The organism is Enterovibrio qingdaonensis (assembly GCF_028683135.1).
Taxonomy (GTDB): domain Bacteria; phylum Pseudomonadota; class Gammaproteobacteria; order Enterobacterales; family Vibrionaceae; genus Enterovibrio; species Enterovibrio qingdaonensis.
In genome coordinates this window covers 138,731-155,702 of record NZ_JAJUBB010000012.1, presented here as the reverse complement: position 1 = coordinate 155,702, position 16,972 = coordinate 138,731, and the positions used below count along the sequence as shown (strand labels likewise).

Below are 16,972 nucleotides of genomic sequence, written 5' to 3'. Positions count from 1 at the left end.
CTGCGATTACAGTGCCTTTTTCATACTAGAGAATCAGTTTAACGTTAATGCTTGCTGCTGAATCAACTCGTTAAGAATATCCGAATTGGTTGCACTGGCATCCAACCCCAATTCATCAAGCCCAACATCATTGAGCACGATATCCTGAACTACCGTTCCACCTGCTGTTTTTGATACGTGCAAGGTGAGGTTTCCATCGGACACATCGGGTGTAATGTAATCAAGTAACTCTTCAATGGTCGAACTGCTACTAACACCGTCAGGCAAGATCGCTGAAATATCGATCTTATCTTTTGTGACAGTGTCACCCAAATCAAAGTCTGCCACCACATCCGTATTCTTCTCAGTATCGCTGACCCCTGCATCCGTCCACTTGAAAATATCCTCGCCTTCACCACCTAAAAGGATGTCGTCACCAAGTCCTGCTTCAAGTGTGTCATCGCCATCTCCGGCAATCACACGTTCACCCGCATCATCAGCAGTGAGCGTATCATCATCTTCGGTGCCAAACTGTGTTTTGGTTGGGTCAAACACGATAAGCTGTCCCGCCATGAGCATCGACTCGAGCACTTCATCTTGCGTGAGTCCTGATGATTCCATCCCCAGCAGTTCATTCAACGTTTTTCCTTCAACAATAATGTTCTGAATTGGCGAGCTGGACTCATCGAATATCTGTATACGGGTGTCATCACCGACAGTTTGAATGTCCACTCTGTTTGCCAAATCGGTAAACGTAAAGAGGCCAGATGAGTCAAACGCACCGGAGATATCAATAACATCAATACCCGTTTCGAAATCCTTAATGGTATCCGTTGAAGCGGCCGCCGCCGTTCCAAAGTCGCCTGAAGCCCATTTGTGGGTATCTTTCACGCCATCGCCGGTACCACCGATATCACCACCCCAAACCTCATCGTCGCCCGCGCCCCCAGTAAGGATATCCTCGCCGAGTCCGCCCGCGACAACGTCTTCTCCCGCACCACCAAAGACTTGCGTTGATTGATTGCCGTCTACGACCAAATCATCATTGGTGTTAGCTGTGTCATTGAGTGTTGGCGTTGTTGAGGTATCGACCACATTGACATTCAACGTCATGGTGGCTTCTTTTGGATCGCCATCACCGACATCGGATTTTGCGGTAATCGTTACTGCGCCTGCAGGCTGCCCCGTGAATGTCAGATTGAGTTCGGAAAGTGTCAGGGTTTGCAGTTCCGTTTGGTTTAATGTCCAACTGCCATCACCATTGTCCGTTCCTACAGGCGTGCCCGACGCATCTACCAATTGACCTACTGCGCCAAGGCCGTCAAAGGTCAACGTAAACTCATCATCTATGGGCTCTACCAGTGTTGCCATCAGCCCCAACAGTGGCACCAATGCCCCAGTTGCTGCGCGCATAGATGCAAGCTGAGGAGCGGCACTTAACTCTGGCATGTCAGATTTTGGCAATACAACGATGGAAACCGTATCACGGTCGAATTTCTGACCACCTGCCCCCGTATTACCGCGGTCACGTGTCGTCATCGTTAAGGAATCACTACCAGAGGCATTTTCGCCTGTGAAGTTGTAATCAATCCCTGCGGCAAGCAGGGTATTGATGGCATCTAAATCCCCTTCCAAGACAAGTTTGTTTGTCCCGTCACCGGTGACGGTTATTCCCGTAGAGTCACCAATAATTGCGAGAGAGCTACCTGTGCCCACAACAAGCTCAACATTCATTACGCCGGTGCCATCTGCGGCATCGACATCGGAGATTTGAAGATCAGTGATGGTTGCGCCGCCTTCATCGAATTCGTAGCTGTCTGCGAGGATGTTTACGGGTTCATCGTTAACGGCTGATATGTTGACGTTGATCTGCTTGTTCACGACATCCGCCGATACCTCGCCGTTATCTACGGTTTGAATAGCGAGGTCTAAAACAAACTGTCCATTGGCATCAGCAGGTGGCACAAACGTCAGGTCATCCAATTGCTGTGCATTGACCGTAATAACAATATCACCACCCGTTGATGTCTCAGGCGTGACCGTTCCCACCACACCGTCAGGCAATACCAATTTGCCACCTTCTGGTACACCCGACACTGTGATAAGCAAGGTTTCTGGGTCGTTTTCAGTGACACTCACACCCGAAGGCTGGCCTGTTGCACTCACGCTGTTACTGTCATCTTTGGCTGAAATTTCCAGATCCAAATCGATGTCAGTATCTTCCACACCAGAGGCTGTGGCGACCACGTTCGCACTTGCGCCATCACCAACGGGGTTAACCGTCATTTCGACAGTTTGGCTGACCCCATCGGGGTTTATCACCCCGCTGTCGGACGTAAATACCGTGACATCAAATTGGATTTCACCACTGAAATCGTTGGGCGGGTTAACTGTGATTTGGGAGAGTGAAGTAATGTCTGAAATCGCTGTAGCCGGGATCAGCCACTGACCATTGCCCGCATTCAACGCCGGCGATGACAAGGTAAAGCCATTTGGCACATTGTTGATAAGGACAGACTCCAGTCTTTCTGACCCATCTGTGTCGACAAACTTGATGCCTAGATCGGCCAGAGACACACTGTTGTCTTCATCGGTCTCGATTTCCAGCACATCACCATCACCCAGATCCGTGCCATCATCGGTAAACGTCACTGTGTCATGAACCGGTTTTACGTCAAACGAGAAGTCGGTGGTGATGTCTTTCGAATCCGTGCCCGTTGTCGCCATGTCAGTGATTGTCAACGTTGCTGAAATTGAAACGTCACCGCTGTAATCTGGGTTCGGAATAAAGGCAATATCACCAATTACCGTATCAGGAGGCTCAGGCAAGGTAATGGATTCGACCAAATCACCTGCCGCATTTTTAAATTTACCCGCGCCGTTAGCCACTTCCAACGTGACCGAAGATACCTTTTCCTCGCCGTTAGCTTGGTCTGTATCAGCAAGTGTGCTGCCAAGGGTTAGAATGACCTCGCCATCTTCCAAGGCTTCTCCTGAGACAACGGTTTCAGTATCACCCGGCTCCACAGGTTGTTGGTCGTCGTTTAAGCCTCGCGTTTCTTTCACCGTCAGCGAGAAATCGGTGGTCAGTGTATTGTCACCTGGCTGCGCCTCCCCTGTTGGAGGAGCAATATCCACGAGCGGATTAACGTTCAAAGTCACCGTGGTGCTTGTTTCTTCTGTATCGCCGCTTTTTGAATCTAAGCTCACGAAGGTGACAGGGATATTCAAGGTACCCGCGTAATCTTCTGGCGGTGTGATGGATAAGCCTGACAAATCAAAACCCGACGCATACGGGTTACCACTGTCAACACGGCCTGGCACTTCAAATACGTAGGTGTCATTCTCCACATGATAAAACGCCCCACCAACAACGGTGCCGTTGGGAAGATCATCTGCATTGATCACCACGGTGACATAATCAAACTCTACATCGCCAGTGCTGCCACTTGGCCACGTCACCGCATTACCCAACGCCTCAAGAGAGATTGGATTGTCTTCATCACCTTCGATTTCAATACTTGCGGGTAATCCGACCGCTTGGGCTTCGGTGGTATCTGTTGAGCTATTTTGGTAGTTCAATGTAACAATGGTCGACACTTTCTCCGGTAAACTCTCGTCACCTTCGCCGTTATCACCTTTATCAGTCACAAGCGCGCTCAAGGTAAACGTGGTTTGCGTCAGTGTGGTGTTTGGTGGCGCAACTATGGTGAAATCATCAGGATCATTCAACACCCAGCCTTCCTCGCCGTCATACACGGCATTAGTCACAAAGAAACCTTCAGGAAGATCACTGATATACACCTTGAGTGGCGACTCGTCACTAGAGCCATCCGGATGAATAAAATCGATGGCATTTTCCAGCTTGAGTTGACCCAATGCATCGGTTGAAAGCACGGCGATTGGATCACCAGCACTATCAACAAAACTCAGATTACCGTCTGGCTCAACCACAGCACGGATATCCACGTTCACAGTACCGTTGATTTCCTTCTCGGCTGTCGAGTTACCTTCAAAGTCTTCCTGACGAACAGTGACTTTCGTCGTTAACACCAAATCTTCGTCGCTGTGCTCCGCGCGCTTCATCTCAAGGCGATAGCCGTCTGCCAGTTGCGCCTCTGTGATTGTGATAGCACCGTCAGCATCTGGTGTCAGCGTTATTTCATCTGCGCCTTTTACAAGGCGAACGCTGTCAGTGGCAGAAAACCCTGTGATTGTCGCGCCTACCACTTCCTCTTTCACACCTTGCGCATCTGAATCCGGCGTACCTGTTAATGCCGCAGTCAGGTTTGGCTGCCAATTCACCTCAAACCACGCATCTTCGTTACCTTGCGTTTCTGAGTTGACGTAGCCATCCGCGGTATCAATCACTGGCGGGTCAATTTTCACTTCGATGGTTGTTTCGATGGCATTAACGTCGCCATCATTTTCGGTAGCAACGAGTTTGACACCGATTTGAATGTCTTCGGTAGAGTGCGGCGGGATTTTGAGGTAGACATCACCGCCCGCGAAAACGGAAACATCAACGGAATACATGGGCACGGACATGCCAATTCCATCGGTTGTCCAACCTGCAAACGTTAGTTCTACATCTTCAATATCTGACCCACTTTTTGTCACAAACGATACGCCATCCGGCACATTCGTCAGGATCATGGTGATACTTTCTGACGTATCAGAACCAGCCAGTGCTTTTTCACCAGACACGACATCGAAATCAATGGCGACTAGTCCATCGCCATTGATGCCATCTTCACGCACGGTCGTTGATACGACGCCGGTATCTGCATCGTATTGCCATTGGCCTTCATCAGTCCCTGGGTTCGCAACATCAAACACCGGCTCGTCAGCGACGCCTTTAACACGAATATTCAGGTCTTGCGCCGTTATGATGCGCTCATCGTTGGGGGAGTTAGCCGCTGAGTCGACGACAATCCCCTCGACTTTCAACGTTACATTTTCATTGCTATGAACCGGTGGCACGAATTCAAGGTACTGGATATCGTCAACAGGGATTCGGTCGGTTTCTGTCAGTGTCGTCAGTGTGCCGCCTTTGTTGAGCTGCAACGTCGCACCATCAGGGATGTCCGAAATACGGATAAACAAGGCTTCTGAGCCGTCATCATCTGAACCTAGGGTTGTCAGAGAAATCGCATTAGCCAATGAGATGGCGTCACCTTCAGCAATCTCGTCATTCGGATGCCCAGCATCTTCATTTCCGACAACTTGACGCACCACCAGCCTTGCATCGTCGGCAACCGGCTCTACCCTCAATGTCAACGTTTCAGTGGCCTCTGCCGTCTCTGAGCCAGACTGCGCTGGATTTCCCTCGGTCGATATGGCTTTGATTCCGAGTTCGATATCACCACTAAAATCCTTATCTGGGATAAATCGCACTTGATTTAGGCGAGAAGGATCATTGAGTACCCAAGTATCCCCCACTTTGACAATTGCGCCGCCTTGAAACGAGCCAGAATCGGGGCTGAGCGTAAATTCAAGCTTGAGTGTTTCAGAGCCATCCGTGTCTTGCAACGAGGCGGAAATCAAATCAGACATGACAAACTGAGCAGGATCGGTCAACGGCGTGCCAAACGGGTCATAATCTTCTTTCAGTTCAAAGACACCATCAGCAGCATCACCAATCAGGCTAATACTCGGCGTGTCTGCCACCCCTTCAATGCTGACTTTTATCAAATCGCTCTGCGTCTGAGCATCGTGACCGTTTACGTTGACCTCAACATCGAATTTAATCAAATCCGTGTTGTTGTAGTCTGAGTAATCAGGATCAGGAATAAAGGTGACATTTTGAAGCGTAAAAATGATGGGGGCAGTGGTGCCTGACGCCGTGAACATATTGTTCGACAGCACGATGTTTCCGTCACCATCCTGAGGAATTTCGGTGCCATTAAAATAGAAGGTACCACCGACATCTGTGATATCTTTCGGCATGATGGTGACTTCACCATCCAACACGAGTGTCCCTGCGTCGTCATAGGCTTCGCCGAGATCGTTGTCACCGATATTCAGCTGAATATTGATTGCGATACCGTTGGCTGGATTTACACCCGCATTTTCGGTGTCTGTATTTAGCTGACCTTGGTCTTCCACGCCTTCGATTTCGCCATCCGCGTTGGTGGCGACAGTAATAATCGGTGCCTGATCTTTCAGTGTGAGTGTGACTTCACCTTCCGCTGTATCGCCATCCCGGTCGGTGACACGATAGTGAATGGGCTTATCTAACACGGCTGATGGATTATCGATATTCGGGTCAAATTCAAATGTCATCTCACCGGGGTTATCACGGGTGTTAAACTTAATCACACCAATGACTTCTCCGTCATGCACCAGATCGATTTCCTCGTTTGAGCGATTCCTCACTTCAATCCAAGTCACACCGTCAAAACTGATGTGAGAAATACGTGCGCCATCTGCTCCCTGTAAATCTGTGATGTCAGACGGCGTTGAAGGATCAGTGATGTCAAATACATCCACAGAACCCGTTACCGCCGATGAAGAAGAATCTTCAATCTCAACCTCTATCGTGCCCTGCGTTCGAGGGACATCATCTTTGACGGTAATAGGAACGCGAATCTTGCCGGATTCATCGCCATCTGCATCAACGGTAAAAGCCTGTAGCTCAAAGGTCAGGGTGTTTTCACCATCGCCACTTTTATGATCGAGTGCTGAAAACAGCTCAAAATCGAAGGTTCCATCTTCGTTGAGCGTCACTTTGAAGATATCTCGGTTATCTCCGGTGTCCTCATCAAATGCCACACCGAAATACGTTTTCGGGTAGGTGTCCGTGTCTGGACGTTGGTCAAGGAACACAGGAAAACCACTTGCAGTCAAAGGCTCGCCGGCCTGATCGCTGCTTGGCGGGTAAACCACATAATCAGACACAAAGAAGAAGTTATGAATGTCATCGCCCGCCTGATTATCGGGGTCTAAATCGAAGGCATTGCCATCGTCATCTTCTGTATCGATATTTAAAGTGCCAGCACTTTTTGAGCCTTCATTTTCGCCAGTGCCATCATCAATACTGCTCTCTTCAACGAACACGGGCTCAGTGCTGGTCAATCCGAATGTCGTAGAGTTGTCATCAATCACTCTGAGAGATATTAGCTGTGGCGCTTCTTGGCTAGCATCGCTCTCATCAACCAGCTTGTTGCCGTCGGTATCGAGCAATTGCAATGGTACGTGGATATCAAGGTGCTCATCATCAACCGCCACGTACTCTTTGTCGGTAATGTGCTCGCTCTCATCACTTGGATGAATAAGTGCTTGGAACTGCTCAAATTTCGTATCAATATCTACGCCTAAGCCATCAGCAGCCTGCGAGGCGGTCAGTGTCATTTGAAGCGCAGGTTCGGTACCAATAGAGGCGAGTATGGTGATGGTTTTTCCGTCTGGACTTGTGGTGATTGTTACTGAATCGATGAACTCTCCTTCGTTGTTTTTGAGTAGCATCAATTCAGACTTGAAGGTGTCCACATCATCAATGGAAATGCTATCTGGTAGGAGACGGTCGCTGGCGGCTTTTATCTCAACAGTCCCGGAGGTTTCATTCGGCGATGCACTCGGATCGTAATTATTTGGCGTCTCGCGCTCCGCTAACGAGAAGAATTCCGTTTTGTTGCCAGCTTCATCAAATTGGTCACCGCCTGTTGCTATGGCACCATCTTTAATAACGAAAGTAACGGTCGAGGTGCCACTTTCATCCCCGTCTGCATCAATCACTTTGTACGGAAGAACAAACGCATGTTGTTTGTCATCTGTCCCATCATCGGGTTGGTCTATCGGATGGTATTGTTTGACGGAAAACTCCGCAGGCTCACCCGCCGTCGTAGAAGACGTGAGAGAAATGACCAACGACGTTTCTTCAAACGTTCCGTCGTTGTCATAATCCGCTTTCAATGTAATAACACTGCCATCAGCTGACACAGACACTTCTGTTGGGTGCCCATGACTGGTCACGCCCGCAAATTGGGCCGCAACTTCAGTAGCATCGAAGACAATACTTCCAATTTCGTCACTACCCAAATCAATGCCATCAGACGTTGATGCCGTTTGCTCTTCGTCAGGACCCGCATTAGGCTCGACCATTTCCACTTGTGCCGTACCAGCTGCAGGCAAACCACCATCGTGACTTTCCATGCTGATCGTGGCAGGATTTTTCATCAAGTCGCCGCCCGTATCTGCGACTTGAAGCGGCATATTGATAGAGATCTTGTCTCCATCCACATTGACGTAAGTCCCCGTGCCCGCTTTGTGATCTAACGGCGCAAACTGTTGTAATTCCGCTTTAACCGACAAGCCAGTTCCGTCTTGCGTCGCTGTTAGCGTCAGCGTGATTACGGTTTGACCATTGGCTGTTCCGGTTAATATGAAGGTACCAACGCCACTGCCATCAACACTGGTTTCCCGAGTGAAAACGACGGCTTCGCCATTTGACGTCAACGTAGCAAGTTCGGCTTCGAATGCCGCTAAATCACTGGGGGCGATTTGAAGGGAGCCAGGTAAGAGAGATTCACTCCCACCTGCTATATCAAACGTACCGACAACAGGTGCCCCGTAGGACGCATTGTCCAAATCACCTTCTGTGACAGATAAAGCGAGCTTCTGACCACCTTCGGCATCGATATCTGGACCAGGTGGCCCGGCAGGAGGTTTTACTCTGCCATTATCGGTGTTACGAGAACCCTCATCTCCCCCGAGGAAGTCTAAAGGCGTCTTTTCATCACGCTGAGGCCCTAAGGTATCAAACCCAGCTTCAGTCAACGTGGCTGCATTTAGATAATCCACCACGACAAAGCCTGCATTCGAGGAGCCTGTTTCCCCACCTGCTGCGGCTTCTTCAAATAATTCTGTCGGGTCAACACCGCCCAAAATGAGCTGTTGTAGCTGAGCCACATCCAAGTCACCCAAACTGTTTTCGCTGTAGGCGGCCTCATTAAACGTGACACCAAAAGGTTGAGACGCGATTGACGACCCGGCATCAGCAATAGGTATGAGACAAGAAGCGCACTGCCCGTTAATCACAAATCGTTCGCCATCAGACGCCACGACTGCGGAGCCATTTGCGCCAGTTAGCACGACTTGATTTGCTGCAATCTGCATCCCTGCGCGAAGGGACATTATTTGGGCATCGGGTGAAACTATATAAGCTTGCCCGCTTACACTCTCTACCTTCAATGCTGAGTCAAATTCATGACCAATCATATGTGCTCCCTACTTGCTCAACGAGTTTCGCAAAATCGTCTCCAGTCAATATGCATTGAGTCTAACGATCAGAGGATTAACTGTCTTACCTAGCGAGAATGAGTTTCTCGATATCCTCATAATTGAGAATTTTGAGACGGGCATTGACTCACTGACACTCACGTTTTCGCATTGATGACACGGATGACTTTATTAAGATTAGAAAAATCATGGCGGTTAGATAAACAAATTGCTCAGAAAAACTGCGATTGAAACAAACCTGCGGAACTGTTTTAACGACAATTAACACTAAGTACTTGAATATCGCGTCTCATGACCAGATATTATGAGGACTAAATAAAAAGGTCAGTGCATTCCCCCTCATACTGCAAACACACTGACCTCGCACGGAGTTAATATGGCCATTCATGTCGGTATCATAGATCAAGACCCAGTTAGACTGGTCACCGCACTTTTGCACCGCAAATTCAAGGCCGAGAAGATGATTTTCATTGGTGTTGAATGTCAGGCTCCACAATATGAGCAGATGAGTGCAGTGCTCACCCCTAAAGGTATTGAGACAGAATTTTTCCAAATCCCTTCTGATATCAATATCCCGTTAATCAAAGCCAAGATTCAGGAGCTGGCAGAAAACCTCAAGCAGGATGGCTCTGACGTCTGGTTTAACGCGAGCTGTGGCTTGCGTCACCGCCTGCTCAGCGCATACGAAATTTTCCGTACTTATCACTGGCCAATCTATGTGATTGAACCTTTCAGTGATGAGCTATGCTGGTTATACCCAGACGGTCGTCAGCAGCAGCAAGTGGAAGACCACATCAACATCAGCGATTACCTAACGATCTTTGGGGCGCGCTGTGAACTGCAAGAAGATGACTCCCGAAGTGTTCTTGATTCAACCATTGAGACGCTTGGTCATAAGTGGGCAAGCAACGCATACGAATTAGGTCCGGGTCTGGCAACGCTGAACTATTTGGCGACTACGTGCCGCAAAGAACAGAAACTGGATGTTGAGCTTAGCGAAAAGCAGCAAGGCTATCGTGAGCTAGGCATGCTACTCGACGATCTCACTCAGGCTGGTTTATCAGCGTATGAGAATGGCATTCTCACTTTCTCAAGCGAAGCGGCAAGACGCTTTGCTAACGGTGAATGGCTTGAGTGGTATGTTCACCATATTGTTGAGGAAATCCGCCGCGAGTTGCTGACCATTCAAGACCTATCATTGGGTGTTCAGGTATATCGTCAAATCGGCGACAAAGAAGTTCGGAACGAGCTTGATGTGGCAACTGTGGTAAATAACAAGCTGCATATCATCGAATGTAAAACCAAAGGTATGTCCAGTGATGGTGATGACACCCTGTATAAGCTGGAATCAATTCGAGACTTGTTAGGTGGCCTGCAAGCACGTGCGATGCTGGTAAGCTTCCGACCTCTTCGTCATCATGACATTACACGTGCAACCGACCTTGGTTTGGCACTGATTGGTCCTGATGAGCTGAGCGATCTTAAAACTCACCTTCATCAGTGGTTTGTACGCGCCGGTGGCTACGAAAAATCGGGTTTCGCGTAACAACCAACAGCCAAGACGTTTATCAGTAACACACTACTGTAAATAGTTATTAATCATACCCTCAGCCTTCGAGTGCTGAGGGTATTTTTTATGTCGCAATACGAGCTAACGTATAGCCATCTAATCCATATCAATCACTAACTACCCTACGGTTTTCAGTGTCACCCGACAATAAAGTCAGCGCAGCGTGCGCCTAACATCATCGCGACAGAATTGGTGTTTCCTGCGTTAATGTTCGGCACTGATGACATATCACACACGCGTAAATTACGTGTTCCTCTTATACGCATTTTGGCATCAAGCACCGCCATTGGGTCTCCTTCGGCTCCCATTTTAGCCGTACCCGCGGGGTGGTAGTTGGTTTTCACGAAGCGTTTGCAGTGCGTTAATAGCACCTCATCTGAGGTGTCATTGGGATCAGGGATAGCGACGCTTCGTATGTATTGACTAAGTGGTGGAGCCGAGAAGGCTTGAAGGAAGAACCGCTGGCCTTCGATCATCTGCTGCATGTCACGCGGATCTTTCAGCAAGTTCGGTGAAACTATTGGCATTTGAGCAGGATCAGAGGACGCCAGCTTTACCTCTCCGCGTGACAAGGGCTTAATCACAACTGTGGTGACAGTCAAGCCATAGTCGTCCTTTAGAAATTGGCGACTGTCCCTGTCTAAATAAACAATCGGAACACAAAACGCTTGAATGCTGGGTGGAGAATCAAAGTTGGTCGGGTTAACAAAGGCCCCCGCTTCCACGCCTGCAGAAGTGACAGGCCCAGAGCCAAACAGTTTAAACTGCAAGCCGCTTTTCAACATTCGCCATCCTTCGCCTTGCCGATAATAGCCATATGGGCCATTCGCAAAGGCTGTAATTGGCACTTCAGGGTGATCAATCAAATTTTGCCCTACGCCCGGCAAATCAAGTTGGCAGGCAATGCCATGCTCAGCGAGATGCGATTTGTCTCCAATGCCTGAAAGCATCAGTAGTTTTGGAGTAACAAGTGCCCCTGCACTGACCACCACTTCTTTTTCAGCGGTAAACGTCTTTTTCTCGCCGGACTTGAGCACACATTCAACCCCAGTTGCTACCTCCCCTTCGAGGACGATTCTGTGCACTTCTGTGTTCAATAATACCGTGAGATTTGGGTTGTCTTTCTGCGGTTCAACATAAGCATATGCCGCCGAGCTTCGCTTTCCGTTTCGGTTCATAAACTGGTAAAAGCCGACACCAAATTGGGACTCCCCATTAAAGTCGTGATTGAACGGCAGTCCCACTGATTGCATGGCCTGAACAAACCAACGGGAAAAGTCATCGATATGGCCGGGATCTGACACCTTCATGGGGCCATCCACACCATGATAGGCGTCATTTAGTCGAATGTTGGACTCCATCCCTTTGAAGTAGGGCAACACATCGTCCCACCCCCAACCAGGGTTCTCATCGTTATCAGACAAGATAGACTGCCATTCGTCATAGTCTGACGGCCTTCCCCGCATATACACCTGCGCATTTACCGATGAGCCGCCTCCCAACACATGACCTTGAGGAATGTCGTGTTGCCTGCCGTCTAAATGGGCTTGAGGTGTGGTGGTGTGATAACGCATGTACTTGGAGCCATTGATCATTTTGAAAATACCGGGAGGCATATCAAGCAAAGGATGGTGATGTGAATGTCCTGCCTCTAACAATAATACCGTGCCTATTGCGGACAATTTTGCCGCAACCACACACCCTGCCGAGCCGCCTCCTACAACGATATAGTCATACGATGTTTCCACAATCACTCCTTGATGATTCGTTCTAGAAAGTGCGCTGACGAGCACTTTCTCGTTGGATGTAAACCTTCATCCACCTAAAGATAGCCAACGCCTCCCTATAAACGCGCTTAACTATACCCTCGGGAAACGGCATACCCATTCAGCTTCATATAACGTTTTATCTTACCTACCTCTCACAAGATACATGATTTGGTACGACCAAACATTTTCATAAATAAGACACAAAATGAATTTCACGCCGCTATATTGGAATAAACTGCTTATTTAAACGCCGGTCATAGGGTTCCTCTCAAAAAGATGACCATTTTGATCATACCAAAAAGGAATTTTGAGAATGTGGTTGAACGATCTTCAGGTAGGAAACGTTATTGAAGCTCAGATGTTCATTGATGGTGAGTTCACGAAGGGCGATGCAAAAAGCACGATCTCCGTAGACAACCCAGCCAATGAAAACATCATTGCGCGTATTCCTGAAGGGACGCCGACCGACGCGGAATCAGCCCTTAGTGTTGCCACTTCCGCCCAAAAAGTCTGGTCACGCAAACCTGCTGCTGAGCGCGCAGCATTTGTGCGAAAAATGGCATTAGAGATTGAACGCCAACACGATTACCTCGCCAGCATCATTACCGCCGAACAAGGTAAGCCTTTTCAAGAGGCGCAAGGCGAAGTCAAGGCGACTGCAGCCTTTCTTCACTTTGCTGCCAACAACGCTTACCGCCTGGAAGGCGACATTATTCCCTCGGATAACCGCAATGAAGAGCTTTGGATCCACAGAGTGCCTTATGGCGTCGTGGTTGGGTTAACCGCATGGAATTATCCCTGTGCATTGGTTGCCAGAAAACTGGGGCCTGCGCTCGTTGCGGGTAATAGTTTTGTGCTTCTTGCCCATGAAAACACCCCTCTCTCAGGCCTTGCTCTGGCGAAAATCGCCCGCGATGTTGGACTACCAAATGGCGTTTTTAACGTAGTAACGGGACGAGGAGCGGTTGTCGGACAAACACTGGTTGAAAGCCCACATTCCGATCTCGTTACTCTCACCGGTAGCACCCGGGCAGGACGTCAAATACTCACTACTGCTGCAGAGCGCATCAAAGCGGTACGACTCGAACTCGGCGGAAAAGCCCCTTTTATCGTGATGGAAGATGCCGACCTCGAAAAAGCTGTCGACGCTGCTGTCATTGCGCGATTTACCAATGCAGGACAAATCTGTACCTGCAATGAACGCATGTATTTACACCAAGCAATCGCTGACGAATTCCTCGATAAATTTATCGAAAAATGCCGCGCATTAACGATGGGGGACCCTATGACAAATGTCTCACTCGGCCCCAAAGTCAGTCGAGTTGAACGGGATAAAGTACAAAACCTCGTTGAACAAGGCTTAGAAGCGGGCGCGGAATACCTGCTCAAAGGTGGCCCACAAGCATGTGGTGACCTAGAAAAAGGGTATTGGTTTGCTCCCAGTATTTTGGAAGTTAAAAACAACCAAAACCCCCTCATGCAAAAAGAAATCTTCGGCCCAGCCATACCTGCCCTGCGCGTGTCAGATTTCGACGAAGCCATTGAGCATGCCAATGACAGCGACTTCGGCCTATCCGCCTATGTCTTCACCCAAAAGATAAGTCGTCTTATGGGGCTCTCAGCATCTCTCAAGGTTGGTGAAATCTACTTTAACCGCGCCAATGGTGAACAAGTTCAAGGCTTCCATAACGGGTGGAGGCAGTCTGGGCTTGGGGGTGAAGACGGGAAATATGGTCTTGATGAGTATATGAAGAAACAGACCTTGTACTTGAACTGGCAAGACTGATTCTGCACTTATCTGTTGTACGTAGACACTGAAGTAAGAGGAAAAAGGAATGCAACTTAAAACACTGGCAACACATCTGGTTTCGCTAAGTTTTGCAACGCTCACTTTTGCTGCAACCGCTGGGGACCTGCCTCCTCTCGAGAAAAAGGACACTTACAAAGTTGGCTTTGCCCAAATGGAAAGTAACAACCCTTGGCGCATTGCTGAAACACAGTCATTCCGTGATACCGCAGAACAATGTAATTGGGACATAGTGATCACCGATGCTGCGGGCTCTGCAGCAAAGCAAGTCGCTGATATTGACTCCATGATCGCGCAAGGTGTCGACGTCATCTTCCTTCCTCCACGCGAAGAAAAACCCCTACTTCCTGCAGTAATGAAAGCATTTGCGGCTGGCATTCCTACCTTCCTGGTTGACCGCTCAGTTGACAAAAATGTTGCCCGTCCAGGTGAACACTACGTCGCATTCTTGGGCTCTGACTTTGTCGATCAAGGCAAACGCGCAGCGGAATGGGCAGTGGCCAACTTCAAGGGCGACAAAGGGGTGATCATCGAGCTGGAAGGCACCACGGGCTCTTCACCCGCTAATGACCGTCGTAAAGGATTTGATGATGTGATCGCCAAGCAAGACAACATGACGATTGTGGCCTCTCAGTCAGGTGATTTCGCGCGTGACAAAGGTCGCCAAGTCATGGAAACCCTCCTGCAATCTCACCCTGACGTCAACATCGTATATGCCCACAACGATGAGATGGCCATCGGTGCAATCCAAGCACTAGAGCTAGCTGGCCGCAAACCAGGTCAGGACGTTATGGTCGTTTCGATCGACGGAACCCGTGACGCATTGCAAGCCATCATCGACGGCAAAATGGGCGTCACTGTAGAAAGCTCTCCGTTCTTTGGCCCTCTCGCATGCGAAACCATGACGCGCTACGCCAACGGCGAAGAAATTGAACCTTGGGTACAGGTTAAAGATCGCATTTTCACCAAGGCAAATGCCGCGCAGTTTGTCGATTCCGCGTACTGATTAACCCGCAATTCAACACACTGAAAACAAGAGAAATAGCACTATCGCGGGGCGATAAAGCCCCGCACATTTAAGAGGCGCTATATGGACACGTTGCTCTGCATGGAAGGGATTCAAAAAGCCTTTTCGGGGAACCCCGCATTGCGAGATGCCTCGTTGCAAATCGTACCCGGTGAGGTGCATGCGCTTATCGGCCAGAACGGTGCAGGGAAATCAACCCTCATAAAAATTCTTACTGGTGTGTACACGCGCGATAGCGGGAGTGTGCTCTTCGCTGGGAAAGAGAGGTTATTCACAGGGCCGGGGGATGCCCAAGCGCATGGCGTGGCAACCATTTTTCAGGAGCTTAATCTTGTGCCACTCCAAAGCGTGACCGAAAACATCATGATGGGTCACGAGCTAAAACGGCTGGGTTGCTTTATCGACTGGAATGCCTGCCACCAGCATGCCAAAAAGGTACTGGCAGATTTCGGTATTGATATCGATGTCCGCGCACCGCTCGGTGATTACTCTACCGCCATTCAGCAATTGGTCGCGATCGCACGCGCTGTCTCGCTCGACACACGACTGGTGATTATGGACGAACCAACCTCTTCGTTAGACGACAAAGAAATCAACGTCTTGTTCGGTGTGATTCGCTCGCTAAAAGCCAGAGGCGTCTCTGTTCTTTATGTTTCCCATTTTCTTGAAGAGCTTTTTGCGGTTTGCGACAGCGTCACCATCATGCGTGACGGACAAACGGTAGAACAACGCAACATTAAAAACACCAATAAGCTTGAGCTGATTTCAGACATGCTAGGCTGCGATGAAAACTCAATTCAGGAGTCTGGCTTAACGGAGTTAAAAGGCGGTGATCATGAGGTTGGAGAAACCCTTCTTGAAGCCAAAGACATATCCACCCACCACCATCTGAACAACATCTCCATCACTTTAAAGAAAAACGAGATTGTCGGCTTGGGTGGATTACTGGGTTCGGGACGAACCGAAGCCGCTCGTGCCATCTTTGGCGTGGATGCCCTGACCTCCGGGAACATCAAGATCAGGGGCGAAGACGTGTTGATTGATTCACCGTCTGACGCCATCGCGCTCAATATCGGCTTTCTGTCTGAAGATCGAAAAATGGAAGGCATTGTTCCCGAGATGAGCGTGCGTGAAAACCTCACTCTCGCGATGGTCTCAAAGGTCTCTCGCAGTGGCATTGTGAATGCTGAGGAAGAAGAGGCACTTGTACAAAAGTACGTCACTGCACTTGGTATCAAAACCGCGGATATCAATCAGCCTATCAGTGAGCTTTCCGGTGGAAATCAGCAAAAAGTGCTCCTCGCCCGCTGGCTGGCTACCGAGCCCGATATTCTCATTCTTGACGAACCGACCCGTGGGGTTGATATCGGCGCAAAACGTGAAATCCAAACCATTATTCGCGACTACGTCGACCAAGGAAACGCTGTACTTCTCATTAGTTCAGAGTTCGAAGAGTTAATCGAAGGCGCGGATCGCATCGTGGTACTAAACGAAGGCACAGCGGTCTCTGAGCTCGTCGCACCCAACATTACAGAAGACGCTCTCGTACGCGAAATGGCCGGTAAATAGCCATGTTTTGG

At 49.2% G+C, this 16,972-nt stretch carries 6 protein-coding genes; 4 read left to right on the top strand and 2 right to left on the bottom strand.

Annotated elements, in window-relative coordinates; translation table 11 throughout:
* Nucleotides 1-33 precede the first annotated feature (33 nt).
* Nucleotides 34-9,198, bottom strand: coding sequence for a retention module-containing protein (locus LRP49_RS16550; protein ID WP_274143418.1), 9,165 nt, complete (start codon nucleotides 9,196-9,198; stop codon nucleotides 34-36).
* Between the two features lie 397 nt (nucleotides 9,199-9,595).
* Between LRP49_RS16550 and LRP49_RS16545 the strand changes: the two genes are divergently transcribed.
* On the top strand, nucleotides 9,596-10,765 hold the full coding sequence (locus tag LRP49_RS16545; protein ID WP_274143417.1) for a Card1-like endonuclease domain-containing protein: 1,170 nt from the start codon (nucleotides 9,596-9,598) through the stop codon (nucleotides 10,763-10,765).
* Between the two features lie 161 nt (nucleotides 10,766-10,926).
* On the opposite strand, the gene LRP49_RS16540 is transcribed toward LRP49_RS16545, so the two are convergent.
* Nucleotides 10,927-12,537: a GMC family oxidoreductase gene (locus tag LRP49_RS16540; protein ID WP_274143416.1), complete on the bottom strand. Its 1,611-nt coding sequence runs from the start codon at nucleotides 12,535-12,537 to the stop codon at nucleotides 10,927-10,929.
* 334 nt (nucleotides 12,538-12,871) lie between these two features.
* Here LRP49_RS16540 and aldA point away from each other — a divergent pair, with 334 nt between their 5' ends.
* From aldA to LRP49_RS16525, 3 genes are all read left to right on the top strand, one after another.
* Nucleotides 12,872-14,344, top strand: a complete 1,473-nt coding sequence (gene aldA / locus LRP49_RS16535; RefSeq protein ID WP_274143415.1) for an aldehyde dehydrogenase — start codon at nucleotides 12,872-12,874, stop codon at nucleotides 14,342-14,344.
* A 49-nt stretch (nucleotides 14,345-14,393) separates the two neighbouring features.
* Nucleotides 14,394-15,371 carry an ABC transporter substrate-binding protein gene (locus LRP49_RS16530; RefSeq protein WP_274143414.1) on the top strand — a complete coding sequence of 326 codons (978 nt, stop codon included), beginning with the start codon at nucleotides 14,394-14,396 and terminating at the stop codon, nucleotides 15,369-15,371.
* A gap of 84 nt (nucleotides 15,372-15,455) precedes the next feature.
* Nucleotides 15,456-16,961 carry a sugar ABC transporter ATP-binding protein gene (locus LRP49_RS16525; RefSeq protein WP_274143413.1) on the top strand — a complete coding sequence of 502 codons (1,506 nt, stop codon included), beginning with the start codon at nucleotides 15,456-15,458 and terminating at the stop codon, nucleotides 16,959-16,961.
* The last annotated feature ends 11 nt before the right edge of the window (nucleotides 16,962-16,972 follow it).